The sequence below is a fragment of the Mucilaginibacter sp. genome (assembly GCF_041663085.1).
GTDB lineage: Bacteria > Bacteroidota > Bacteroidia > Sphingobacteriales > Sphingobacteriaceae > Mucilaginibacter.
The window spans coordinates 1-23,303 of the sequence record NZ_JBAZRC010000020.1 but is presented as its reverse complement, the minus strand read 5'-3'; the positions used below and the strand labels follow the sequence as shown (position 1 = coordinate 23,303).

The following is a 23,303-nucleotide window of genomic DNA, read 5'->3' as shown; positions in this document are numbered from 1 at the left end:
AATACATGTAAAAATAGCAGCTCGCTGCTAACAACCACATCCACCTGAATTTATGAGGCAGCAAGTAATAGGTAATGGTTACGATTACAAAAAACACCAGGAATAACAGCGAGTTAAAAAGCATATGGCGCTTACAAGAGCTTAAATATTTTATACAATTTGATCCTGATCCTGTTCAGGAATACGATCCTTTTCCATTCAGGTACCGGACCGTGTGCATCGTGCGACCATATTTTGTGGTGGTCTTCTTCCCATTTCACTTTCATGTTTGCAGAATGGGTCTTAGCCTGATCATGTATGTTCGCTACAGAAAGCGGCTCTTTGATCAGCGCCCTCCTGTGCCCTTTTACCAGCCGGAGCCAAAGTTCAAAATCCAGGGCGCAATGCAGGTCCTCCCAAACCGGCTCATGGATCCCGGAGCTCCAAAATGTAGAAGGCTGAACAAGGGTGGGTATCTTAATAAAATAGTCAATAAACGGCATTACCCGTACCGTCGTCGTGTCGCCCGAAGCCACATCATACCCGTTGCCGTACCCGTATATAAAATCAACCCCGCTATTGGTAAACCTGCGTATGACTTTGTTAAAAACGCCTTTCAGATAGAAATCATCGCTGTTGATCCAGGCGTGGTAGTCACCCGATGAAAGACTGAAGCCCCTGTTGATCGCATTGCTTTGACCCGTATCTTTCTCACTTTGGTAGTAACTAAGATGCGGGGCGTACTTTTCGATGATCCCACTGGAATGGTCCGTACTACCACCGTCCATCAAAATATATTCCAGGTTGGGGTAATTCTGGAGCAAGACGGACCTGATGGTTTGTTCTAAAAAGTCTCCCTGATTATACGAGGGCGTAACAATAGTTAAACGGGGCCAGGCTATTTGATCATCGTAAATTTCCGGATCGGCCTGTTGGTCCCACGGCCAGCCGGTCTTACCGTCCGGCGGCCGGGGCAATCGTTCAAGCATCCCCTGCCCGCCAGGTGCTACGACCGGCAACGGTAACTGGACGCCCTTCGCTATAAAATGGTTACGGTATTCCTTTAGATCGGGAAGGTTCATCCAGGTATCTTAGTTATGAAAGAATGAATGTATTTTTTTAGCGTTATATGATCCATCCGCCGAAGTAATTCGGGGTGTACCATTGATAAAAGCCTATATCTTAACGGGGTTAAAAAAGCGTTACCGGTAATGTAATATAAAAAACGGATGCTGCCAAGATGCTTTTTTAGATATTCATCGATCCATAAAAACTTGTCCGGGTTCAAAGCTCGTTCTATGCCGTTCAGTTCGACGAAGCGCTGTATGTTATTATCATTTGATTTTTGTCCGCCGTGGATCCGGTATACGGAATAATATTTTTCGGAAGGAACAAAATTAACCCCTTTTGATCTCGCGCGCGCGTACCATTCCCAGTCAAAGCCGAAATGCAGGTCTTCACGAAGAGGCCCGGCCAGTGCAAACGCTTTTTTTGTCCAAAAGCTACTGGGCTGTATGATAAAATCCCCATGTTCGATATCCCAGTTTTTTAAAGGATCAAAAAAACTTCCGAACATTTGATTGTCCTTCTCATTCAAATGGATACAATTCCCATACAACAACGCTGCATCGGTTACGGATATCCTGTTGCTGATGTCCAACAACGTACCCGGCAAATAATAATCGTCTGAATTGAGCCAACACAAAATATCTCCGCTGGCACGGGCAAACCCTTTATTTATCGCATGGCTTTGGCCGGAATCCGCCTCACTTACCCAAAAACTGATATGTTGATCATATTTCCTGATAATATCCAATGTGTTGTCGGTGCTGCCCCCATCAACAATGATGTATTCAAGGTCAGTATATTGCTGCCCGATCACAGATAGTATGGTTTGTTCAATGAATGCCCCCTGGTTAAACGAAGGGGTGATCACTGATATTTTTGGAAAGTACATTTCGCTTTTAAAATTTACTTAAAAAACTTCTCAGGAAATGTTTAACCTTCCTGATCAGGATAGCTGACAACTTATTTTTTTCATCAAATGCTTTTATCACCCGCCAGTCGTTTCCAATTGGCTGTTCATTGACATCAACCCTTTCTCCAATGAACCGATAACCTTTTCTCTTTACCGGAAAAGGCGATCCGGAAAAAAATTCGTCATGTATGGTTGCCGAATTTTGAAAACGACGATAGATCTGATTCAAAAACACCTGGTCGCTGCCATAGACAAGAGCTTGTTTCGCGTCGTAATTATCGATCATCTCTCTCATGCTGACAATTCCGCCTTTTATGCCCCACATCCCTCCCAGGATATGATGGGGGATATTTCCTACCGGGTCAAGATGATACGGGTGATCGCGCATAATATGAATCGCGCGGTCACCGGCTATCCATTCATTGACTGCAAGGCACTCCCTTTCCGACAACCTCGAATCGCTGTCACGAAAGATAACCCTGCCGCAGTCGGCCAGGTCAGCAGCCAAAAAACGCCAGAACATGCCATAAATCCCCCCCGTCATGTTAATAGTAACTGCACCAGCAGCGTTAATTTCATTTAACAATTTCACAGGTACCGTGTCATCGTAATAAACAATCACCTGCCAACCGGGATAAAGACCTCTCGCCTGTTCTATGTTCTTTAACATGCCGATGGTATAAAGTTCATTGCTTCCCCAAAGACTGTACGCGATATAGTTCTTTTTTACGGGATTCATTACTTAATAAAAACTAGCCATTTTCCGTGCGGAATGCCCGGAAAATGGTTCTTGGTTTTAATAGAAGTGGTAAAGTGACCATAATCATCCTGATCAGCAGCAGGGCCATCCTACCGGTCTGTGCTGTTGTTTTGAAAGCCCTTTTTGCGATAAAAGGAAAAAGCTTCAGGATTTTTGTTTGATGATAGGTTTGATCTTCAGGGCACAGCATTGCCTTATCATAGTTTTTACAAACCACATAACAGGCCCCGGTACTCATCGCTGCTGCTTTCGCGGACATGCCGTTATCATGAACGCGGTACTTAAAAAACCTGTCTTCCATGCCTAAGAATGTGCCATTTGCTTTGCAGGCCCTTAGCCAATAATCCCAATCTTCGTTGCCAAATACCACCGGCAAAGTATCCTGCCAACCTACCATTTTGCAAAAGGTACGCTTTATCAATACCGAAAGAACCGGGATGTGATTATGTTTTAACAGAACTTTATACAGCTCCTTTCCCGTGTAAAGACCGCGTAAAGAATTATAAGGCGCCAGTTCGCACTTATCCTGCCGCAGGTAATAACCAGCCGTAAAAATCACATCAATATTGCCATTTTGAGCACGTATTGATTGTATCTGCGCCTCCAGCTTGTCCTCCATCCAAAGGTCATCAGCATCCAGAAATGCTATCCATGCCCCTCTGGCAAGCCTGAAGCCACTATTCCTAGCTGCCCCGAGCCGTTGATTACTTTGTCTATAGTAAATGATCCTGCTATCATCTTGTTGTAACTCCTTTACGATTGACGCGGTATGGTCTGTTGATCCGTCATCAACGACGATGAGTTCCCAGTTTTTGTATCCTTGGCGCTGTACGGATGAAATAGCAGCCTTGATAAATGCCGAGGCGTTATAAGCCGGCATGATTATACTGATCAATTCAGATCCCATTGTCAGATCCTTATCCATTGATCCGGCACAATATCACCCGCAAGTTCCATTGATTGTTTATCTGCGAACCATTTTTCCGGGGCTATTACCATCTTATCAGTACGCTGGTTCAACCAGGCGGCCCACCAGCTATATGAGCTGTTCGCGATGACCTGGTGGCGGCAACTGCTCATCAGGGCAAGATCGGCCCAATCGATCCCGTCAGTGTTGGTAAAAGTGGCTTTTGTTAGAAAGGTCATATTTTTCACGCACCAATCCATATCGTCAGAAAAAATGAAGTAGTGAGCTCCTGCCACCGATCTTTCGATAAGCGCGACCGCATTCTTATAATAGGCCAGCGGTAAAACGCCATGATATGCTGAAACCCCAGGCTTTAAATAATCGCCACGTCTCACATGTACAGCTACCGCATTATTGCAAGCTTTGATATCGTCCATGAGCCGGGCGCTTTTACCGTTCACGTCAGGCAACCTGAATTCATGCAACAACAAGGCGCGGATATGTCCAAAATACTTTTCATTTTGAAAATATCCGTCCGCATAGAGTACCTGATCATTTTTGAACTCACTTATCTGATGCAGAGCGGCATTTTGATCATTAATGTTTTTGATGCCGGGATAAATCATTTTTTTTAACAGGCGATAGTAAAGCCCCCCCCTGTTAACCACCCTGTTTTGAAAACCGGTAAAACGCTGGGCATTTATATTATTAAAAATTCCGAGTCTGTACGTCCGGCTCGTGAAACTTGCTGTCGAGATATTATTACCTTCCAAAAAAGAAAGGTCTAACAAAACCATTCTGTCCGGCGACAGAGCGCGGGCGAAAGCGTACTGGAACATTTGGTTTCCTAAGCCACCCTGTAACTTGCTAATGACCACGAGGTAACTTCTCCCAGATATCCTTCTTTACAAAAATTGTATTGATGTACGTATCCGCGTAAACAAGGTAGCCGCGATCCAAAATAAAATCTATTAATGGCTTATTTTTGATTCCTTTACGCGACGTAGAAAAGGAGATCGTCTCAACACACATCACAATCGGGTATTTTACTGAATAATCTATCGATTTAATGATCAACTCATCTATGCCTTCAGCATCTAAATTCAAGAAATGCGGAAACACGCCATGGTTGATGGTTTCGATGATATGATGGAGTGAATTTAGTTGCGTTTTAACAACCGCTGTAATTTGATAATCACCTTCGTGTCTGTAATTTTCAGCTTCCTGCCTGGAAAAAGTATTTAATGTCGGCGAAGATATCAGGTAAAAATCAGCTTCTCCTTCCGTTTCGCCAACACCAATGTTTAAATTAATGTCTTTCTTCCGGTATTTAGTAAAGCGTTTGAACAGCTGAGGATCTGGTTCAATATTAATTCCCCGGCTGCCCGCTTGATAAAAAAGTGCTGTATTGCTCAAATAATATGGATGATGTGCGCCAATATCAATATAGGAAGGATTTTTGATCTGTAGTTCATCAAATAAAAACTTCACGATCAGGTCTTCTCCAGATTGTGAAAATGAGGTTTTCATCCAATGTTTTGCTTTTGAAAACATCATCTTATTTAAATGTTATTTTTTCTATTCGTTTATATTTCTTTATTCCAAGAAAAGAATATTCCTTGAAATAACGGTTGTTCATATAAAGCTGATCCCCCACACCGTTTTCTACCTGACTTTTTAATAATTTAAAAGAATGTGTTTCCATGAATTTTTCAATGTCTTGCCTAAGTGGCTGATCTTTGTAAAGCGCTGTTTCAGAAATTTCCAGCCAGATCATCTTTATTTTTTGGATGTAGATTTCGGCGCCAATCAGCACATCAAGTTCCGCCCCCTGAACATCCATATGAATAAAATCAATTATTTCCAGCCGCTGTTCGATAAATACGTTTTGCAAGGTGGTCGTTTCAACTGTTATCTTCGTGTCGAATTTGAGCCATTTGACTGCATTAAGAACCGCTTTTGGTGGTAGCAGGGAACTGGATTTATTCCCGAAATCCCAGTTTTCAGAGGGATCTATATCATCAGGGTGGCCGGATGATACAAATAGCTCCCGGGATCCATTTGTTTTGGAAAGGGCCATTTTAAACAGGCGGATATTGGTCGCCTGGTACCGGCTGATATTATCAAGGATGAGCTGCTGATTGCCCGGTAAAGGTTCAAATGCGAAAATGGACGCATTGGGAAAAAGCATGGAATACCTGATGGCGTCCTCACCTTCACAACTACCGATATCAAAGATTGCCAGATTTTCATTTTTTTTAAAAAAATCAAGCAGCTCTTTTTTGATCGGCAGATCCGCATTTATTATTTTACGGCGATCATACATACGCGCTTATTCACTTTTTAAAAATTTGACTGACATTTGGTTGACGATCACTCCGGCATCATTTATCCGGATTATCCTCTTATCAAGACTCTCGTGGGCAATCTGAGAGATGGTAAATGATACAGCATTATCAATGTACTGGAATGTTTTCTCATATGAAGACAACCCGAGGATTAGGTTATAAGTCCCGGCGGAGAATGTCAATTGATCTTCAATGAATAAAACCTCATAATAGCCCCTGCTAATATCTGTCTCCTCGGTCCACGTTGTCCGCAAATTGATCTCCGCGGAATTTGTCAGCCCTAAGCCAATGATGAAGTGCCGGATGGGTTCCTTTATTTCGAGGAAGACCCTTACCTGCCAGGCCTGCCCAACTGTTACCTCGTTGATGATCTTCGAACCGGTATCTTCTATTTGCAGTTTATATACGAAACCCGGCAAACCGAAAACTTCTTCCGGGCCGGCTAACTCATAAACCGACTCATTCAATGATGAGTTGGTTAAATAAGAACTGATAATTGAATTAGAATTACCAATGGCGTTTACAGTGCCGTTATGAAGTAAAATGGCGCTGCTGCACAACTTTTGCACTGCTGCCATGTTGTGACTGACGAAAAGTACAGTCCTGCCTTCGCTACTGCTGACATCGCCCATTTTACCGAGACACTTTTTTTGGAATTCAGCGTCGCCTACGGCCAATACTTCGTCTATGATCAGTACCTCACTTTCAAGGTGGGCGGCGACCGCGAATGCGAGCCGTACATACATACCAGATGAATAACGCTTCACAGGCGTATCAATATATCTTTCTACACCCGAGAAACTTACAATTTCATCAAATTTAAGCTTGATCTCGGATTTGCGCATACCGAGCATCGCACCATTCAAATAAATATTTTCACGGCCGCTCAGCTCCGGATGAAAACCTGTACCAACTTCAAGTAAGCTGGCTATCCTGCCCTTAAGCTTTACAGTTCCGGCGGTTGGTGAGGTTACCCGGCTCAATATTTTTAACAAGGTGCTTTTTCCAGCGCCGTTACGGCCTATTATACCCACCGCATCTCCCTGTTCAATTTCGAAATTGACATCCCTTAAACTCAAAACGACATCGCTTTTCCCTTTAATGCTGCGATCATTTACTTCTCCTATTTTGAGAAAGGGATCATCTTTACCACGCAGCCGCGCCCAAAAACGTTCGAGGTCACGGGAAATCGTACCCGTACCATAATTTCCTAAGTGATACACTTTAGAAAGATTTTCAACTTTTATTGCCTTACTCATACATTTTTCATGGCACAGCTTCGCCCCGTAAGTCACATTTTACAAAAGCAACTTATTGATTCCTTGATTAATACAAAAAAAGTAAATTGACGGCACTGATAAACCGAAAAATTCTCCTGTTCGCCTAAGATAAAAGTAATTTTCTAACAATGTAAAGATGTTTTAGAGAACTTTTGAGCACAACAATTGCGTGCAGAACCACTAGACAGTTGACTTCGACACCTAGCTGACTTTATGTTAACGAAGTACATTTTGGCAAATACAGGCGTGCTAGGGCGGGGCCAGGCCGTTCGGTCAAGTTCTCTTTAATGGTAATGATGTTCGAACCTTTTGCTGAGATTTCTGGTGGATTTCTATCAACCTGGCAATCTCCTAAGCGAGCAGAAAACAGCATATCGCCTGATATAAAATCACAGTTGTGCAGGCCACCGGCGGAGAACGAAACGACGCCTTAATGCCTTCAGGCATCAGGGTAAAACCTTAATCAATGACATTTCAATCGAAAATGCTTTTTTAACTGATAGTCCGGTTGTTGTATTTATACCTGTCTTTGATATTCAAAAATACAGATTCAAGTAAATAAGACATTGTTACACTAGCTGCAATCGCCAGCAGCTTGATGATCATTATTAACCATTCAGGGTTACCGGCAAGCGGGTGAAGCCATGGCTGCCATGTACCAATAAATAATTCCTGCCAGATATAAATGCTATACGAAAGGACCCCTATCCGCCTTAATATGGCATTATTTAACAGGCAAGATAAAAAACTTTCACGGCCAATACTTAACGTCACCGATGCGGATATAAGTAATACGGATATATATTCCGATACATATTTCGTATAAAAAGGAAAGTTTACAGCGGTGATCTCTATACCTAATAACCATAGTATAAAACTCGTAAAAAAATTGACCCTAAGTTTTTCAGGTTTCAAGACCCCCTTGAACATCAGTATGGCGAATACAGACCCTGTTAATATCATCACAGGCCCCTTCCAAAACGCATACTTACAAAACTTCGATAAAACTATACCCACTGTATTATTATGCAGCACGCCCAGTCCAAGATGGTTAAATATTACTATCGCCGGCACGATAACAGCTATACCTATTGCCGCAGCAATGTAGCGGTTGGGATTGACCGCCATCAAAAAGGGAAAAGTTAAATAAAACTGTCCTTCAACCGCAAGCGACCAAAAGTGAGCCGTGTATGGCTCGTTTGGCATGGGCAAGTTTTTGTAAAATAAAAAAGAGGCCATAAAATCGGCACCTTTTATATGCAAACTATATACATGGTTAAGTACAATAAGGACCAGCAGAAATAAATAGGCCACCGGTAAGATCCGCAGCGCACGCCTGATGTAAAATCGTTTCAATGAGATTTCACCCGTTCGAAGCAGTTCTTTAAAAAGCAGTGTAGTGATCAAAAAGCCACTAATCACAAAAAACATGCTGACACCTGTATTGCTGACCAGGTAAAATTTAAACTTCCATAAGTACCGGTTTAACCCTAAATGAGCCAGTAATACCATTAATATCGCCATGCCGCGCATACCGTCCATAACAGGATAATAATTTCCTTGCAGCGTTTCGGGCATCCTGATGGTACCGTATAAAATTTTATGATACGTTGTTTTTATATAATTCACCTTATTGGTTGTTTATATAAAAGTAGCATATAAAACCAACAAGACATTCTGAAGAATACTTCCATCTGATTCGTTACTGATTTCCATATATCATACAATAATCCACAGATAGGTGTGGTGACTCCAGTAGCCATTGCCCGTTTTAAGTTTCTAAGTTGAGAATGACCAGGTATTTATGATACCGTTGAAAAAGAGGAGGTCGATACCGAAATAAACGCGGAACTACAGGTGGTCGCTTATGGATTACCAGCAAAACTATTTAAGCAGGCAGTTGATGGGTATGATAAAGTTGAATGTCGTTTACTTGCCATCAAGATATTCATCCGGAAAAAAGTCTTTTGGCGAACATTTAAAGATAGCTGCGAGCTTATTCAAATGTCTTAAATTGTAACTCGCATTACTCTTAAAACTTTCGACGTGTCCAATAAAACCCGGCGATAGCTCCAATTGAACGGCAAGGGCAACTTGGGAATAGCCGGCTTTTAGCCGCATCTCCCTTACCTTAGCGACTACATAAATATCAATAGGAGACTTTGTTCCGGACATAAGCCAGCAATAAAATATTTTTTCACTACATACATACCTATATATATGTATGTATTTTTATATTTGTCGCTGTTATTTAATCATGACCGCAGACAAAACCCGTAAAAGAAAACTAACTTATTTCATCGGCATTGATGTGTCACGGAATAAACTAGACTTTGCTGTTCGGAATAGAGACCATATACTTTTTCACAGAGCAATCGTCAACGATAACGCCGCAATTTTAGAATTTGTCACAGAAATCAAAAAGCTGGAAAAATTCCGCATGATTAAAGCAGTATTCTGCATGGAAGACTCAGGTTATTACGTCAATCACGTGCTAAACGTGCTTCGTAAATTGAAAACGAACATTCACTTAGGTAATCCCGCGCATATCAAAAATTCATTGGGATTGATACGGGATAAAAGCGATCGCCTGGATGCGATCCGGATTGCCAATTATGCATTCCGGTACCATGATGAGCTTCAATTCTGGGAACCAAGACGGAAAATAGTCAGTCATTTGGCGGCATTATCTACCGTCCGCGCACGGATGATGAATATACTCGGCATGATTAAGGTGCCGCTTAAAGACCAACGAGGATATATTGACCGCACTTTGCACAATCAGGTTGTCGGGTGCTGTGAAAATAGTTTGAGTAGTATAGTAAATGACTTAAATTTACTTGAAAGGTCCATTTTAAATATTGTTCATTCAGACCCCGTATTAAGCCGGTATTTCAAAATCATTTGTTCTGTTCCGTACGTTGGTCCTGTTACCGCAGTTCAAATCATTATATCCACAAATGAATTTATAGACATCAATAACCCCCGAAAGTTCGCTTGCTACGCGGGCATTGCCCCTTTTAAACAAGAATCCGGTGTAATGACGGGCAAAGCGCAGGGGCGTATCTCAAAAATAGGAAACAGAAAGATCAAAAGATTAATACACATTTGCGCGGTAGGGGCCATTAGGCGTCAAGGGGAATTTTATGACTACTATCAAAGGCGCTGTGCAGAAGGCAAACAACCACTTACCATCATAAACGCAATCAGAAATAAAATCATCCGGCGCATTTTTTCCTGTATAAAACATGACAGGTTATATTCTAGTGCAGCAGCCTTCCAGGCATTCCTGCAAGACGATCCTGGCAACCCGCCCCATTTAACTGAGGCGCGTGTACCGCTAAGAAATCAAACTAAATTTGCCTCTAGAACACCAGGAAAACCCCTGTGCTAAAGGCTATGACCCTTTGATTTGAATAAAACAGCAGCAGGCCCTCCGAGTTCCCAGGCTAACGACCTATTTTTTTGAATGGCCGCTGCTGTTTATTGATTCAAACGTCAAGATAAAATACCGGCAGAAGTTTGGCACAAAGAGCCTAGGGCTAATGACCCGTATAATTGAATGCCTGCTTCTGCCTTATTTCCTGGCAACAAGCCATACATTTCCGTCAAACTACTTACAATAAGCGAAGGCCAGATTATTATTTATGTCATCGATCATTTCCAATGCCATTTGTGTCGGCTGGCATTATTTGTTTGAATATTATCTACCACTGGGATATTTGCAAATATTGCCCTTATCGAATACAGGCTTCACCCTCTCCTTTCCCCATATGATGTTCCCTGCTTTTTTTGGGTACTTTTTATAAAATTGATTACGCTTATCAAAATATTGATCGATAGCTTTTTTACAATCGTCTAAAGAATCGTAATCGCTGTTGTGGATAACAGATTTGGACATGCCACTAAAAACCGATTCTATAACATTCAAAAATTGTGCACAGGAAGGAAGGGGGGCGATGCCGATAAGCGGGGTTCTGTGCTCGAGGCGATATACATCTGTATTTATCTGATTGACATAAGCGAGTAAGGCTTTCGAAGCGTGCCAGCTGGCGGCATCCCAAGATAAATACAACTTATCTTGGTCCCTATAACGTTCGATAAGCAGATCGATCAGTTTGATCATTTCACCTGTATCTTTTTTTGGCGAATAAAAGTGCGTGACTTGGTTTTCGGATAATTCAAGTGCCGCAGTCATCACAAAACATCCCCTGCTTTTCTTAACTGTTGGGAACCATGGTCTGGTTCCCTTTAAAGAAATCGCTCTCCCTCCTTTTGGTTTGACAGCAGCCGGCCCGTATTCGTCGATAGAAAAAAACTTTTCTTTTGCTGTTAGATTTTCGAGGATTGTTTGTATCGCCAGGAACTTTTCTTTGAACAGCGGGTCCGGGCTTGTGAGCACCTCCCTGGCCCTCCTGAATCGTATACCCTGTTTGATCAGGTACTTAGATACGGAAGCCTGGGACATTTTGCAACCATATTCCTGTGTGTATACCGCTGCCAGATCAACGGTCGTCCAGGAAACGCGTTGAAGCCCGAAGTTTTTAGGGCTTTGCGCTATCAGATGGATTAAATTATCCATTTTTTCTTTTACACTTTTTACAATCACTTCATTTACGTTATAAGAACGCTCGAAACCTTTAAGACCATGGCGCTTATAAATATCTAACCATCTTAATATTGTTCTAAAGCAGCAATCTACTTTTTGCCCCGTTTTTAGTAACGACTTTCGGGTGTTCGCTGCGTCCAGCACCACAGCAATCTGCCAATGTTGATGATCATTGGATGCCCTCCATTTTTTCAAGGTATCCAAGTCCTCCTCAGGAAAGTTTTCAATTCTTTTTACGGATATAAGAGATATATCATGGTCATTACACCACCTGAAAAAATAATCTTTAAAGGGGCTGTAGGAATAGCCGTCCGGACACTTCTTTTTATATTCCTGCCAAATTTGAGCGGCCTTTAACTTTGGCCCTTGTTGCTTCATAATTAAATCAGGCAGCATTTCTAGTAATTCCTTATACAGCTCTTTACGCGGTCTGCCAGGTATTACTACCGGCATGAAAAAATTAAAATCACGTAACTTTTCAGGGAATTGCTCTTTGATAGCTTCAAATTCACTCACGTATCGCTTTACCGTGAACCTGGCTATGCCCAAATCACGTGCCGCCGCTACTTTGTTAAATTTCGCATTTGCTATGAATAGCCGTCGCAGTTGGTTGACGGTGACTTTGGGAATATTGTGTCGGAACATAACTTTTATAGTAAGAGCTTACTAAATTCCTTTATTTCATCATTGATTTAACACAGTAATGCAGAAGGTGTTTCACCAAATTCAAGATTCCCAAACGATTCAGGTCCTATCTTAGCGATAACCCTTAGCCATCGTATCAAATATAAAAGACGCTAATTCAGGATGATATAAACGATATGCTTCAGCTATTACCCGGAGATAATTTTCAATTCCGCCTTAATCAATGCTAAAATAAATAGCAATCAAAAATAGTTTTTCATATTTTTGAAGTAATGATTGGTTACAAAAAATAATTCTATAATCAGAAAGTATGGAAAGCAATAACATGTTATTACAGGTAAGTGCCTTTTCAGGGTTGTTAGGGGCATTGTTGACCCAAGGATTAAATGGCCTGTTCTCCTATGTAGGTGATAGAAGGAAATGGAAAGCAGAGGTAAAAAGCACATTTAGGAACAAGCAAGTTGATATAGCTGAGAACTTTTATTTTGTTACCGGTGAGAAGATGGCTATTGTTAAAAAGAACATTGGCTACTGGAAAAACTACAACAATTCCAGAAGCGAAAAAAGTTTAGACTTCCTTAACCAAGAAATAACGAAGTTAAATGCTTACATGGACAAGTTGGATGCGGAGAACTGGAAATATAATCTTGCTGGTTTATATTTCGGGATATCATTTAATAATGAACAGGTTATCGCTTCTAACTCAAAGTCTAAAGAGCTTTATTTAGCAGTATTAGATCTGACAGAACAAATCAAGCACACCATCCCTGAAGAGCAAAGCGATCTTTACAAGCTGCATAATGAAAGAATATATGAGATGTCGTCGCACTATGAAGATGTTTATGGGAAGATGCTCAATGATATGATAATCGTAAAAGCCGAACTCTTAAAAGGATTCGGGTCTTAACGCAATATGAACTTCGTTCTCATCCCGTTGCTAAATGTATAGGACGAGGGAGCTCAACTTTGTTGGTTTAAGATTTCATTGTTCAAAACAAAAAAAAACTATTTTTTTGAATCCGCGCAAAATAGAAATCTCCGTTTGAGATTTTATACAAGGACAAAAACGTTAAGGTAAGTGAGCATGCCATTGATGATAAAAGATGGTTCCAAATAAATTTGGATAAACCTTTGTCGATACCATAGCGGAAACCAGTCAGAGCAAGCAGATTAGTTGAGTTGTTCGTTCAAGCGCCCGGGATGAGACCCGGAATCTTATTTAAAATTTTCAAAACCGGCCCGCTTGAGTATAACCGGGCTTGCTTGAACTTGTTGTTTGGAGTGGTTTGGCTCCGGAGAATAAAGTGTTCTTTCACGGTAAACCGGGTTGTTGCTCGTCTCGATCTTTATCAGGGAGGTAGCTTCTCACGAAGAAACGTTACCAACGAATAAAAAAATCACCGCGCTTCCTGCAAGTCAATCGTCTGATTTTTTTGTCGCTGCTTCAATTATCCCCTTGATACTGTCTTTGATTCCGCCGGTATCAGCAGACAGCACCGCCAGGCCCAGGGATACGGCACCTGCCACGATGGAGATCGTTTTGTTAATATCATCGATCTGCTTCACCGCCGCTTTGACTTCTTTGGTAGCGTCCTTTAGGCCATTAAATATGGCCTCACTCCCGTCATACAGGATGTTGGCCGCCTCTGCTGAGAATTGATCATAAAGATCAAGCAGTTTTCCGAGCAACTTGTCGAGGTCATCATATAGACCTTGCTGCCGGAGTTGAGGTTCATTTTCGGTTAAATAGTCATTCAGTTTGACTTGCGCGTCGTTGAAAATAGCGGCCATTTCCATGGCGAATTTTTCTTTTTGTGTTTGATCAGGCATGGTCTTATTCTTTATTTCCTAAGTAAATAATGTTTCCGGCAAGCTTTAAGATAGATTGCTTGAAAGATTGCGTTTTCAGGTCCTGGACATTTTTGATCAACAGGGTTTGCCCCTTTCCTATGGTCTTAACACTGGCCAGCAGTTTATCGCAGTGCAGTTTTTCCTGCTGCCATTTTGCCCGCTGCTGGTTCACGATATAAGCGATGGCGACTTTTTGCCCCGTTTGTTGAGCGGTTGTGTCCATGTTGTTGAGCACGCCGCGGACCAGCCGGTCAAACTTGGTTTCTGTAGCATTGATATTCGAACGCAATAAGGTCAACTGGTCTTCCAGGGTTTCCAGGCACAGTTTGACCGTATCATTGTGGGCAGTGATAAACTGTTTCAGCTTCCGGTCTTTATAGTTCGTTGTCACCAGTTTGGTCAGCGCGGTAGAAAGTCCGTTAAATAAATTGGACTGGTCTTCGCTGATCTTAAAGATGCCGTAATCCCCTTTTGCCAGGCTTTTCCCGAGCGGCCCGAAGGCGATCTCGGAGGTACCGGATAATTGGGTGAGGGCGGCATAATAGCCGCTAAGAATGGCAAATTCATTCAGTATGACCGTGTCGCGTAAGGAATCGCGGCTGCAGTCGCAGTCCAGTTCTTTCAGGTACCGGTAGTTCGTTTTTGAAAGCAGACAGGTGTCCAGGCAGTACTGGTAATTCCCGTAAGTGATCCTGGCATCCTGCAGCGATTTGGTGCTGCTGGCGGTAAATGTCCCGACTTCCTTAAAGGAAACACAGCCGGAGATGAGGCCGCCTGTCAGGAGCAGGAAAATGCAATATAAACTTATCTTTTTCATATTTGGTTGTTTGCTTCATTAACTTCTGCCGGCGGCGGTGGTGGCGCAGCTGTCGTTTTATTTTCAGAAACCTTGATCGCGGCATAAGTAGCCGAACTTAACCCCAGCAGGACCAGGTTACTGTTGGAAATATCGGGCATGATTGCGTCGATATTGCCTTCCGGCGGTAGCAGCAGGTTATTGAGCACCGCATAAATAAACCAGCAGCCGAATACAAAATTGAAAACGACCGTCTGAAAACGGGAAATGTTGACCCCGTTCTGGTCAGATAGGATGTCCAGGATAAAACCTTCGCCCTGCTGCGCCTGTATGTTGATGTGCACGGTGGGGTCATTACTGTCCGATACACTGATGATCCGGGCGGCGGCTGTTGTCGCGGCGCTGATGCCCAGCAGAATGACCGTTGATGTGCCCAGGGCGGGCGCCTGCTGATGGAAGAACAGGATGGCGGTAAACGAGGATAAAATGATCACGGTCCACCAGGCCAGCTGCACACGTGACCAGCTGTAGGGGTGCCGGCCCGGGATGCTGGTCTCTTTGAGCATGTCGTACTTCACACTGAAGTAAACTACGCAGATCCCGATAACGGCAAATGCGATCCAGAAAATGATTTGAGGGTTCATATCAGATTTGATGTTTAGGTTTTGTTCAGTTGTATTTGGCCCATATCGGGGCGGTATAAATGCGGTCGCCGTCTGCTTGCACGATCTCTGCGTAATAATAGTAGGCATCACCCGAATTGAGCGTTTGCTGCCACTGCAGGGTTTCCGCATTATTCACCGATTTGATCACTTTGGGGATCAAGCCGCTGCCGGGTTTGCCATAAAGTAATCTGATCGATTTGGTCCGGTCATCTCCATCCGGGTCATGCACCTTCAGCCTGACATTCAAAACCTGCTGCCCTTTTACATAGCCGCCCATGGTTACGCTGTTGATCGTGAAGTCAACCTCGGTATTCCAATCCTCCGAGGCGTAAAAACGTCCTGCCCGGTAAGCCGCCATGATACTGTCCCGGTTAAGCGATTGCGCCAATACCACCGTCCTGTTATGGGAGATCCGGCCGAAAGTGGTATTGTGGTTGTCGTGGTCCATGGTAGGGCTGACCATATAACCCAGCGACAGCAGGCGTTTGTAGTAGCTAAGGTAACTCATCGGCGGCCGGTCGGAGTAATCCGTTTTTGCGGAGAAAGCAGGCCCGCTGCTGATCGCCACACCGCATACGGCCTTGTCCGTTACCGGGTTATATTCGCTGGTGATCAGCTTGTTATAGTCAGTGGGTGCCGGATGGGCCAGCGTAGCGAACGACCCGGGATGATCCGCCAGTATTTGGAAAAGCGAAGTATAATCGGATTTCGGGGACAAAATATCATAGTTATCCGGCTCCCAGCCAATCAGTTTGTTCATGCCGTAGATCACCACATGCCCGCCGTTACTGATCACCCCATATTCCATCCCATATAAAGCCACAAAGCGTCCATTCTCGTTTTGGGCGTCAGCGTCAGCGAGCCCTTTAGCGAAATTGGCCAGCTGCATACCGGCTTGACTATGGTTGTGTTCGGAAATGCCGAGGAAATCTAAGTGTTGGGAATTTTTGGCAAAACGAAAATCATCCGCGGGCGTAGCGACATGCGAGGCCGCTTTGTCCTTATTGCCGTCCGAATAGGCGCTGTGTGCGTGGATATTACCGAAGTAATAGTGATAGGTCTGTGCGCTGCTGGTCAGGCTGAGCAGGCACAGGAACAAAATTCGCTGGATCGTGATCATGAAGGTAAGGTTTTAACTTCTTAAACTTAAAGAATTAACGATATGTATAAAAGTCTTATTTACAAACAATTGTACAAAATCACCAATAACCTCCACAGGGTGAAAACACCCTATTTATATCCGTTTATAGACGTTTTAAATAATCACCTGCTTGGGTTTATAGCCAGCTATAATATTCCTATAAATATGCTATAGCAATCAGAGGGGCAAAGTGAAAAAACATTCATGAGCCGAACACCGACATCATTTGGTGTCTGAAGCTGAGGAATAATCGGCTCTCTCCAGATTAGGACGAACCTTACATCAAAGCAGCCAAAAGGTCGCTTTTTTACATGAATTTCAACTTTGAAGTAGAGGGCTCGACAAAAAGATCATCTCGTCAACAAAAAAACAGACCAGCCGCCATTTATGAATATTGACTTTAATATCAGGTCATTCTTTTTCTCTTACAAACCATATCTCATCAATAAATACTTTAGCTGTTGGCCCCATTCCTTTGCAGCGATACAACAAGGCATTACCCTTTCGTAATATTTCACAATAAGGTGCATGTAAATCCTCCTTCTCTTCGGGCATTACCAGCTTCTCTTTTTCTATAAAGGCTTTATAGGCATCTATTGTATTGTTATCGCTGCTGAATTTGCCATGCCAATCGTTGATCAGCACATAATCGTTGTAATCAAAAGAAATACTCAAATGCCGTTTTGCCTTCTTATTTATCCAATTACCTTCAAAAAGTCTTTTAGCATACCTTATATCGGCTTTTGTTTGCGCGTAAGCATTTCTGTTGGTTAATATTACAGTTAACAAAAACATTAAACCCAAGTTTCTCATCATATTCATCATTAAATTTAACCAAATAATCATAATTTAAGCTGCCCGTTCAGTGATAATGTTATCGGGGTTAAAGGCCTTGTTGGGGCATATATTTGTGGTGGCACACTTTGGGAAAGGGAATATCAATGACACATTTTAAAGCCAACGCCTCTGTGATCTTTACCGACCATAAAGGCAGCCAGATAGATACATTCGTGATTTTTGACACCGACGAAATAACTGGTTTAGCCCATATCAATCACGAGAACAAACGAGTTCCGGCGACCAATCTTGTTCTTCACTCTAAAACTGTGGGTGACTTTTTAAGGTACACCAATAAAGCCTGTTGCATTTCAATTGGGTTATTCCTCTGTGGAGCATTTCAGCAATGCATTCAGCAAGAAGTTTGGAGTTCCACCAGAGAAAGTGAAATATAGAGCTCCCATATAACATGTAACCTTTCTGTCAAAAATCCAAAAACACTCGTCCAGCGCACGATTAAAATTATTGCGGTAGGTATCGTTATAGAAACTTTTATCCATCTGGCCAAACAGGGCATTGTTACATTGCCGTAGCTCTTTATACCAGGTTTCTTTTGACATTTAAAAAATTTCCCAGCTCAGATAAGGTTGCTAATAGGGCTTCCCGTTAATGCTGCCAGTTTTGCTTATTGAGATGAAGGGGCAACTACCGGGTGTTCATCTGAAGGAATAGATAGATAAATATTGCCGTTGACTATATCCTTCAAATGCTTAAGCTGTTTATTTTTATAATAAACAATTTTCAAAAACATAACCTTTGGTCCTTTCAATATTACAATACCATTTGAAATAGCAGCATCATAATAAGTTACTCTAGTAAACATTTTTGGGATTTCAATTTCCGCAGGATTCGTACTGCCCTTAACTTCTTTTTGTGTTAAAGCCAGCTCGCTGTAATAACCATTTACTTCGGTCCTGCCATACGTCAGCTCCTTAAAAACGGTGCCTGCTTTCAGGGTCGTATCCACATTCATTTTCCCAATAATTGCTTTTTCATTTCAGATAGTAGATAGATGGAATTATGTTAAAAGAATTGATTTCCCAGCTTAGTACATCTTCTGATTCAAAGCTTAAGCCATTACATTCATGCCGTATCGAAATTGATCACGGACCTGCAATTTTAAAATTGCTGATAAATAACCTGGCACCGTTTTCAGATTTATTAGGGCCGCTGATATAAAAATACCTGGCAGCCTGGGGCTGAAACAGCATTGTGTCTGCCAATTTGGTGCCATCCAGGTACACAGCCATTTGATCACCGCTTACCACGAGCTTAACATGCAGTGGACGATTAGCTGTTGCCGAAAGATCAAACTTGATATTTGCCTCCTTTTTTAAATCATAGTTGCCTATGTTAACAGCATCCGCATCATAATAATGCAGCTGAACAAAAGCGCCGCCGTTGCTGATATATTCCCGGGCAGCATTGTCTTTCACAAAACCGAATGATATTGGCGACATGTCTTTGATTTGTTCTGCCTGGGCGAGTATGTCAAACTCAAAAGTAAAGCTTTTAGGAAGGGAAGCAAGCCTGTTAAGTTTACAGGTAATGTTATCTTGAAGTAACAGCCATTTACCCTGTTGGCCCTGGGGCCGGGCAATCGTCGCCGCGCCGCTTGTTTTAATGCTGCGCGGGCTTGCGCCGATCTCGCACTTAGCGAAATCTTCGTTAAAATCAAGATTTTGCGCTGCCGCCTGTAATATAGAAAGACCGCTAAACAGCATAAGCAGCCCGGCGATCAAAAGATATTTTTTCATAATGATAGAGATTAAACTAAAAGATCAATTGTAGGGTGCTGAAAATTTCCCTTCAGTAACGGTAACGTAATCATCACCGCCAAGAAGCTTTAGCTTTCCCGAAAAGGTCCCCTTAACGCCCCATTTGGTTAAACTGGTAATAGTCAAGATAAAGCTACTGCCATCAAGATCTCCGCCATTATATACAGTTGTACCGACAATCTTACCATCCTTCATATCCTGGATATAGTATTTCCCGGAAAGCAACAGGTTGCCCGTACCATTGGAGGTATAGGTTGTTTCTTTTGCACCTTCCTTAAGTTGCATATCTATACCAAATCCGGTAATCATATCTTCCTTTTCCCATCCGCCTACCACTACAAAATGTACGGTATCTGTAGCGGGTTTGTCATTGGCGTTCACATGGTAATTAAACTCACGCAACTTGCCGTTGATCTTACAGGTGAAGAATTTCTCTCCGTCTCCAGTTGCTGTTCCTCCGTTTCTTTTGCAGCCATACAAACTCATCATAGCCAACGCCATCATAACAACGCATGCAAGCTTCAATTTTGATGTTATGTTTTTCATGATATTGTTAATTTGAATAAAAGAACTGCCTGCTGATGCACTTGGTATCACTTCAGCAGACAGTATAAATTGTTCGGGTGGCATCACCCATGGTATTGTTTAATTATTTAAATAATATTGATATCTCGCCGTCATCCATGCCGTCAATATTCTTTTCAGCAAACACTTCCGGTGAAGCTTTTTGGAGCGTTTTGAGGATATCTGAAGTAGAGCCCGCATGATATAGTGTGATCGAGGATCCTGAACCGCTGAATTTCATCTTGGTGCTTTCTATGCCCTTTGCCGCCTGTAGCTTTTCGTTTATGTTTTTCAGGGTAGCAAAGTCAACACCGCTAAATTTAACGGTAGTTTTTGTTTCTGATGATGAAGAGCTATTCTTCTTTTTGCCAAAAAAGCCCAGGATCTTATCGCCGGTACTTTTTGTACGGTCAGCTGTATGACCAGCCCGGTCAGCTTTATCGGTTGCCCTGTCAATTTTATCCAAAACAGCCTGTGCCCTGGTAGCCGTGAAGCCGAATAATATCAGGCTTGCACAAATGATCATGATCTTTTTCATAGTTTATTGATTTTATGTAGATGTGTGTTTTCAACTCAATAATTCCGTAACCATCATTTTAATAAGTATAATCGTGTGTAAAATCTGCCGTTTTGGTAACGGTAAAGTCTTTTTCATCATTTTTAACTTCACCGTTTATTTCTGCCTTATAGCTAACTTTATAAGGCGAATCTTCTACATTTAAACATTGTATACCCACGCTAACCGTAGTTAATGGCTTAACGGATTCTATGACATAGGTTTTAGTGTTTCCGCTAAAGTTATTTTTGCTCAGGCTTACAGAACTTTCGTTGTTTTGTACAACACCATTTACCTTCCAAACAGTAGCGTCTTTCGGGTCGTTGGTTAACCCTACCATTACAAAGGATAGGTAAGCGGATGCTGGGGCGCCGGTAACCGTAACTGTAAATTTGGCATTGCGCCCGTTTGAGGGTGTGGGATCGCTGCTGCTTTTTTTGCTGCATGATGAGAAACCTGCAAACAAAACGGCACAAATAGTAACGGCAATTAAATTTTTAAAAATGGATTTTTTCATAGTTATTTGATTAATGTTATAGATATACCGCAAAGCTATTTGTTGACTTCCGCACTTGAAATCCCTTTTTTTGTGTGTTTTTTTCTACTGATTTTTAGGTATTTTAAAGACATCGGCGGTAATATGATGATACTTTTAACTTTTTAGACAGATATTTGATATATCGGCGGTTGAGTTGCCGCTTGAGGCTCTCCAGCAACATAGTCAATGAAGAAAATATATCTGATTCCAATTTGCCTGCTTATTGCACTGTGCGCTTTTGCACAGCAGCAGGTGCCGCTAAATGAAAAACGACACCTGGATAGTTTGGAAAATGTTCTGCGGTCAAACAGCCCTGATAGTGCAAAGGCTAATGCCAATTTCCAGTTGGTTGAATACTGGAACTTTAAAGACACGGTGAAAAGCAAAATGTATTTGATCCGTGGCCAACAGCTGGCAGGCAAAGATCCATACCTCAACGCTTTAGCTTTTTTTTACGAAGGGCAATATTATTTCAGCTGGAACACGGCTAAAGCGGCTACAGCTTTTAAAAAGGCCGAAGAAGCTTTTTCGGTACTGCATACCCCTAAAGCACATGGAAGGCGCGCAGCAGCCTGGTTTAACTACGCCTTAATGAATAAGGATAGCAAAGGTTACGAGTTTGTCACCCGCATTATACTTGAAAAAGTTTTGCCGGAAGCTGAAAAAGCCGGCGAAAAAGTAATGCTTGCACATTTCTACACGCAGCTCTCTACCGTACTCATGAACAATTACCAGTTCGATAAGGCGGGGACCTATAATCAGAGGGCAATCGAGCTGCTGCAAAACGAAAGCCCGCGTTCAACCAATCTTTTGTTTGCTTACTTAAGCGGTGTAAGTATATATTGTTACGATAATGAACCGGAAAAGGCGAAGCCCTTGTTAGAAAAAGCTAAAGAGATCATAACCCCCTACCCCGAATCGGTCAATTATACCCTATATTACTATAATGAAGCTTTATACTACTTTACCGTTAAATCGTTCGATAAATCGCTGATAAGCGCTGACAAGGGAGCTGTTTTGGCAAAAAAATACAATCAGAAACAATTGTATCAGCAGTTTTTTTTTAGAAAATACGAAGTATACGTACAGCAGAAAGCTTATGCCAGGGCAAGGCAAATTTTACTGGAAATTGTTAAGGACGGCACGCTTACTGCAAGCGCTAACGACAAAGCGACAATTTACGCAGAATTGGCTAAAACCAGCAAAAACCTGAATGATTACAAAGGGGCATACTCCTGGATAAATAAGTATCAGGTACTTACAGATAGTATCAACAAAGACCAAACCCAGGTTAAGATCAACGAACTGGAGACCAAATACCGAACCGCACAAAACCAGCAAAAGATTTCTGCTTTACAGGCACAGAACAAACAGGCTGCATTAAGGGCCAGGAATGAACACTTGTACAATTGGTTACTGGTTATAGTCTGTTTATCACTGTTGATCACCCTTGCCCTGGTGATCCTGAATGCAAAAAATAACCGGAAGCTTTCGATTCAAAAAGAGATCAACTACCAGCAGCAACTCCGTGACCTTGAGCAAAAACAGCAATTAAAAGTAACCAAGGCAATGCTGGATGGTGAAGAGCACGAACGCGAGCGCGTTGCCCGCGATCTGCATGACGGCCTGGGCGGCATGCTGGCCGGTGTTAAAATTGGATTATCAGGCTGGTCAAATACCAATGCAGGCGCAGCAGCCGATAAAGACCTTCACCGGATTATTGGCCAACTGGATAGCTCTGTTAGCGAGCTAAGGCGCATTGCCCGTAACCTGTTGCCTGAAACATTGTTGAAGTTCGGTCTGGAAACAGCATTGAAAGACCTGTGTGAATTTTACATGCGGGATGGTTTGCATATAGACTTTCAGCCCCTAAGCATCGGAAAAAATATTACTTTAAACATACAACTAAACATCTACCGTATTGTCCAGGAGCTTATTTCCAATGCCATTAAACATGCCCGGGCAACAAGTATCATGCTGCAATGCAGTCAGAATGACCATGTTTTTTTTATCACCTTTGAAGACGATGGCTGCGGTTTTGACACAGCTATATTAAGTCAAAAAAAAGGTA

The 23,303-nt window shown here is 42.3% G+C and carries 25 protein-coding genes; 4 read left to right on the top strand and 21 right to left on the bottom strand.

What is annotated here, in order from left to right; all coding sequences use genetic code 11:
* Positions 1-131: 131 nt before the first annotated feature.
* The 10 genes from WC615_RS06690 to WC615_RS06645 all read right to left on the bottom strand — a co-directional run bounded on the left by WC615_RS06690 (position 132) and on the right by WC615_RS06645 (position 9,427).
* Positions 132-1,061 carry a glycosyltransferase family 2 protein gene (locus WC615_RS06690; RefSeq protein WP_372977343.1) on the bottom strand — a complete coding sequence of 310 codons (930 nt, stop codon included), beginning with the start codon at positions 1,059-1,061 and terminating at the stop codon, positions 132-134.
* Positions 1,058-1,936 carry a glycosyltransferase family 2 protein gene (locus WC615_RS06685; RefSeq protein ID WP_372977342.1) on the bottom strand — a complete coding sequence of 293 codons (879 nt, stop codon included), beginning with the start codon at positions 1,934-1,936 and terminating at the stop codon, positions 1,058-1,060. The genes WC615_RS06690 and WC615_RS06685 overlap by 4 nt, the downstream gene beginning before the upstream one ends.
* 7 nt (positions 1,937-1,943) lie before the next feature.
* Positions 1,944-2,696: a hypothetical protein gene (locus WC615_RS06680; RefSeq protein ID WP_372977341.1), complete on the bottom strand. Its 753-nt coding sequence runs from the start codon at positions 2,694-2,696 to the stop codon at positions 1,944-1,946.
* Between the two features lie 13 nt (positions 2,697-2,709).
* Complete coding sequence (locus tag WC615_RS06675) at positions 2,710-3,642, bottom strand: glycosyltransferase family 2 protein (protein WP_372977340.1); 933 nt, start codon at positions 3,640-3,642, stop codon at positions 2,710-2,712.
* Entirely contained in the window at positions 3,627-4,463 is an 837-nt protein-coding gene (locus tag WC615_RS06670) for an alpha-1,2-fucosyltransferase (protein WP_372977339.1), read from the bottom strand. The genes WC615_RS06675 and WC615_RS06670 overlap by 16 nt, the downstream gene beginning before the upstream one ends.
* Positions 4,464-4,491: 28 nt before the next feature.
* Entirely contained in the window at positions 4,492-5,181 is a 690-nt protein-coding gene (locus WC615_RS06665) for an FkbM family methyltransferase (protein ID WP_372977338.1), read from the bottom strand.
* A 1-nt stretch (position 5,182) separates the two neighbouring features.
* Positions 5,183-5,950: an FkbM family methyltransferase gene (locus WC615_RS06660; protein WP_372977337.1), complete on the bottom strand. Its 768-nt coding sequence runs from the start codon at positions 5,948-5,950 to the stop codon at positions 5,183-5,185.
* 6 nt (positions 5,951-5,956) lie between these two features.
* The gene (locus WC615_RS06655; RefSeq protein WP_372977336.1) at positions 5,957-7,231 is read right to left on the bottom strand and encodes a polysaccharide ABC transporter ATP-binding protein; all 1,275 of its coding nucleotides are present in this window, start codon (positions 7,229-7,231) and stop codon (positions 5,957-5,959) included.
* 513 nt (positions 7,232-7,744) lie between these two features.
* Entirely contained in the window at positions 7,745-8,881 is a 1,137-nt protein-coding gene (locus tag WC615_RS06650; RefSeq protein ID WP_372977335.1) for an acyltransferase family protein, read from the bottom strand.
* 300 nt (positions 8,882-9,181) lie between these two features.
* Positions 9,182-9,427: a helix-turn-helix transcriptional regulator gene (locus WC615_RS06645; RefSeq protein ID WP_372977334.1), complete on the bottom strand. Its 246-nt coding sequence runs from the start codon at positions 9,425-9,427 to the stop codon at positions 9,182-9,184.
* Between the two features lie 82 nt (positions 9,428-9,509).
* On the opposite strand from WC615_RS06645, the gene WC615_RS06640 reads away from it, so the two are divergent.
* Positions 9,510-10,646 carry an IS110 family transposase gene (locus WC615_RS06640; RefSeq protein WP_372977333.1) on the top strand — a complete coding sequence of 379 codons (1,137 nt, stop codon included), beginning with the start codon at positions 9,510-9,512 and terminating at the stop codon, positions 10,644-10,646.
* 309 nt (positions 10,647-10,955) lie between these two features.
* Here the strand turns inward: WC615_RS06640 and WC615_RS06635 are convergent, their stop codons facing one another.
* Positions 10,956-12,506: an IS630 family transposase gene (locus tag WC615_RS06635; RefSeq protein WP_372977332.1), complete on the bottom strand. Its 1,551-nt coding sequence runs from the start codon at positions 12,504-12,506 to the stop codon at positions 10,956-10,958.
* Between the two features lie 310 nt (positions 12,507-12,816).
* Between WC615_RS06635 and WC615_RS06630 the strand changes: the two genes are divergently transcribed.
* The gene (locus tag WC615_RS06630) at positions 12,817-13,413 is read left to right on the top strand and encodes a hypothetical protein (protein ID WP_372977331.1); all 597 of its coding nucleotides are present in this window, start codon (positions 12,817-12,819) and stop codon (positions 13,411-13,413) included.
* 509 nt (positions 13,414-13,922) lie between these two features.
* Here WC615_RS06630 and WC615_RS06625 read toward each other — a convergent pair.
* The 5 genes from WC615_RS06625 to WC615_RS06605 all read right to left on the bottom strand — a co-directional run bounded on the left by WC615_RS06625 (position 13,923) and on the right by WC615_RS06605 (position 17,775).
* Positions 13,923-14,336, bottom strand: a complete 414-nt coding sequence (locus WC615_RS06625) for a hypothetical protein (protein ID WP_372977330.1) — start codon at positions 14,334-14,336, stop codon at positions 13,923-13,925.
* Between the two features lie 4 nt (positions 14,337-14,340).
* Positions 14,341-15,174 (bottom strand): hypothetical protein, encoded by an 834-nt coding sequence (locus tag WC615_RS06620; protein ID WP_372977329.1) that lies wholly within the window; start codon positions 15,172-15,174, stop codon positions 14,341-14,343.
* The gene (locus WC615_RS06615) at positions 15,171-15,797 is read right to left on the bottom strand and encodes a hypothetical protein (protein WP_372977328.1); all 627 of its coding nucleotides are present in this window, start codon (positions 15,795-15,797) and stop codon (positions 15,171-15,173) included. The genes WC615_RS06620 and WC615_RS06615 overlap by 4 nt, the downstream gene beginning before the upstream one ends.
* A gap of 25 nt (positions 15,798-15,822) precedes the next feature.
* On the bottom strand, positions 15,823-16,938 hold the full coding sequence (locus WC615_RS06610; protein WP_372977327.1) for a CehA/McbA family metallohydrolase: 1,116 nt from the start codon (positions 16,936-16,938) through the stop codon (positions 15,823-15,825).
* A gap of 432 nt (positions 16,939-17,370) precedes the next feature.
* Positions 17,371-17,775, bottom strand: a complete 405-nt coding sequence (locus WC615_RS06605; protein ID WP_372977326.1) for a hypothetical protein — start codon at positions 17,773-17,775, stop codon at positions 17,371-17,373.
* Positions 17,776-18,126: 351 nt separating this feature from the next.
* Between WC615_RS06605 and WC615_RS06600 the strand changes: the two genes are divergently transcribed.
* Positions 18,127-18,204, top strand: a complete 78-nt coding sequence (locus WC615_RS06600) for a hypothetical protein (RefSeq protein WP_372977360.1) — start codon at positions 18,127-18,129, stop codon at positions 18,202-18,204.
* Between the two features lie 217 nt (positions 18,205-18,421).
* Here the strand turns inward: WC615_RS06600 and WC615_RS06595 are convergent, their stop codons facing one another.
* From WC615_RS06595 to WC615_RS06575, 5 genes are all read right to left on the bottom strand, one after another.
* Positions 18,422-18,763 (bottom strand): hypothetical protein, encoded by a 342-nt coding sequence (locus tag WC615_RS06595; protein ID WP_372977325.1) that lies wholly within the window; start codon positions 18,761-18,763, stop codon positions 18,422-18,424.
* 136 nt (positions 18,764-18,899) lie between these two features.
* Positions 18,900-19,553, bottom strand: coding sequence for a hypothetical protein (locus WC615_RS06590; RefSeq protein ID WP_372977324.1), 654 nt, complete (start codon positions 19,551-19,553; stop codon positions 18,900-18,902).
* Positions 19,554-19,577: 24 nt separating this feature from the next.
* Positions 19,578-20,120, bottom strand: a complete 543-nt coding sequence (locus WC615_RS06585) for a hypothetical protein (protein WP_372977323.1) — start codon at positions 20,118-20,120, stop codon at positions 19,578-19,580.
* Between the two features lie 103 nt (positions 20,121-20,223).
* A complete protein-coding gene (locus WC615_RS06580) occupies positions 20,224-20,676 on the bottom strand; it encodes a hypothetical protein (RefSeq protein WP_372977322.1) in 453 nt (150 codons plus the stop codon).
* Positions 20,677-20,734: 58 nt separating this feature from the next.
* Positions 20,735-21,211, bottom strand: coding sequence for a hypothetical protein (locus WC615_RS06575; protein WP_372977321.1), 477 nt, complete (start codon positions 21,209-21,211; stop codon positions 20,735-20,737).
* 207 nt (positions 21,212-21,418) lie between these two features.
* Between WC615_RS06575 and WC615_RS06570 the strand changes: the two genes are divergently transcribed.
* The coding region (locus tag WC615_RS06570) for a sensor histidine kinase (RefSeq protein WP_372977320.1) at positions 21,419-23,303 on the top strand (1,885 nt) is incomplete at its 3' end.

What these genes read in the sequence shown, in the direction of transcription:
- WC615_RS06690 (WP_372977343.1), bottom strand. Translation starts at nt 1,061, where the DNA reads ATGAACCTTCCCGATCTAAAGGAATACCGTAACCATTTTATAGCGAAG.
- WC615_RS06685 (WP_372977342.1), bottom strand. Translation starts at nt 1,936, where the DNA reads ATGTACTTTCCAAAAATATCAGTGATCACCCCTTCGTTTAACCAGGGG.
- WC615_RS06680 (WP_372977341.1), bottom strand. Translation starts at nt 2,696, where the DNA reads ATGAATCCCGTAAAAAAGAACTATATCGCGTACAGTCTTTGGGGAAGC.
- WC615_RS06675 (WP_372977340.1), bottom strand. Translation starts at nt 3,642, where the DNA reads ATGGATAAGGATCTGACAATGGGATCTGAATTGATCAGTATAATCATG.
- WC615_RS06670 (WP_372977339.1), bottom strand. Translation starts at nt 4,463, where the DNA reads ATGTTCCAGTACGCTTTCGCCCGCGCTCTGTCGCCGGACAGAATGGTT.
- WC615_RS06665 (WP_372977338.1), bottom strand. Translation starts at nt 5,181, where the DNA reads ATGATGTTTTCAAAAGCAAAACATTGGATGAAAACCTCATTTTCACAA.
- WC615_RS06660 (WP_372977337.1), bottom strand. Translation starts at nt 5,950, where the DNA reads ATGTATGATCGCCGTAAAATAATAAATGCGGATCTGCCGATCAAAAAA.
- WC615_RS06655 (WP_372977336.1), bottom strand. Translation starts at nt 7,231, where the DNA reads ATGAGTAAGGCAATAAAAGTTGAAAATCTTTCTAAAGTGTATCACTTA.
- WC615_RS06645 (WP_372977334.1), bottom strand. Translation starts at nt 9,427, where the DNA reads ATGTCCGGAACAAAGTCTCCTATTGATATTTATGTAGTCGCTAAGGTA.
- WC615_RS06640 (WP_372977333.1), top strand. Translation starts at nt 9,510, where the DNA reads ATGACCGCAGACAAAACCCGTAAAAGAAAACTAACTTATTTCATCGGC.
- WC615_RS06635 (WP_372977332.1), bottom strand. Translation starts at nt 12,506, where the DNA reads ATGTTCCGACACAATATTCCCAAAGTCACCGTCAACCAACTGCGACGG.
- WC615_RS06630 (WP_372977331.1), top strand. Translation starts at nt 12,817, where the DNA reads ATGGAAAGCAATAACATGTTATTACAGGTAAGTGCCTTTTCAGGGTTG.
- WC615_RS06625 (WP_372977330.1), bottom strand. Translation starts at nt 14,336, where the DNA reads ATGCCTGATCAAACACAAAAAGAAAAATTCGCCATGGAAATGGCCGCT.
- WC615_RS06620 (WP_372977329.1), bottom strand. Translation starts at nt 15,174, where the DNA reads ATGAAAAAGATAAGTTTATATTGCATTTTCCTGCTCCTGACAGGCGGC.
- WC615_RS06615 (WP_372977328.1), bottom strand. Translation starts at nt 15,797, where the DNA reads ATGAACCCTCAAATCATTTTCTGGATCGCATTTGCCGTTATCGGGATC.
- WC615_RS06610 (WP_372977327.1), bottom strand. Translation starts at nt 16,938, where the DNA reads ATGATCACGATCCAGCGAATTTTGTTCCTGTGCCTGCTCAGCCTGACC.
- WC615_RS06605 (WP_372977326.1), bottom strand. Translation starts at nt 17,775, where the DNA reads ATGATGAGAAACTTGGGTTTAATGTTTTTGTTAACTGTAATATTAACC.
- WC615_RS06590 (WP_372977324.1), bottom strand. Translation starts at nt 19,553, where the DNA reads ATGAAAAAATATCTTTTGATCGCCGGGCTGCTTATGCTGTTTAGCGGT.
- WC615_RS06585 (WP_372977323.1), bottom strand. Translation starts at nt 20,120, where the DNA reads ATGAAAAACATAACATCAAAATTGAAGCTTGCATGCGTTGTTATGATG.
- WC615_RS06580 (WP_372977322.1), bottom strand. Translation starts at nt 20,676, where the DNA reads ATGAAAAAGATCATGATCATTTGTGCAAGCCTGATATTATTCGGCTTC.
- WC615_RS06575 (WP_372977321.1), bottom strand. Translation starts at nt 21,211, where the DNA reads ATGAAAAAATCCATTTTTAAAAATTTAATTGCCGTTACTATTTGTGCC.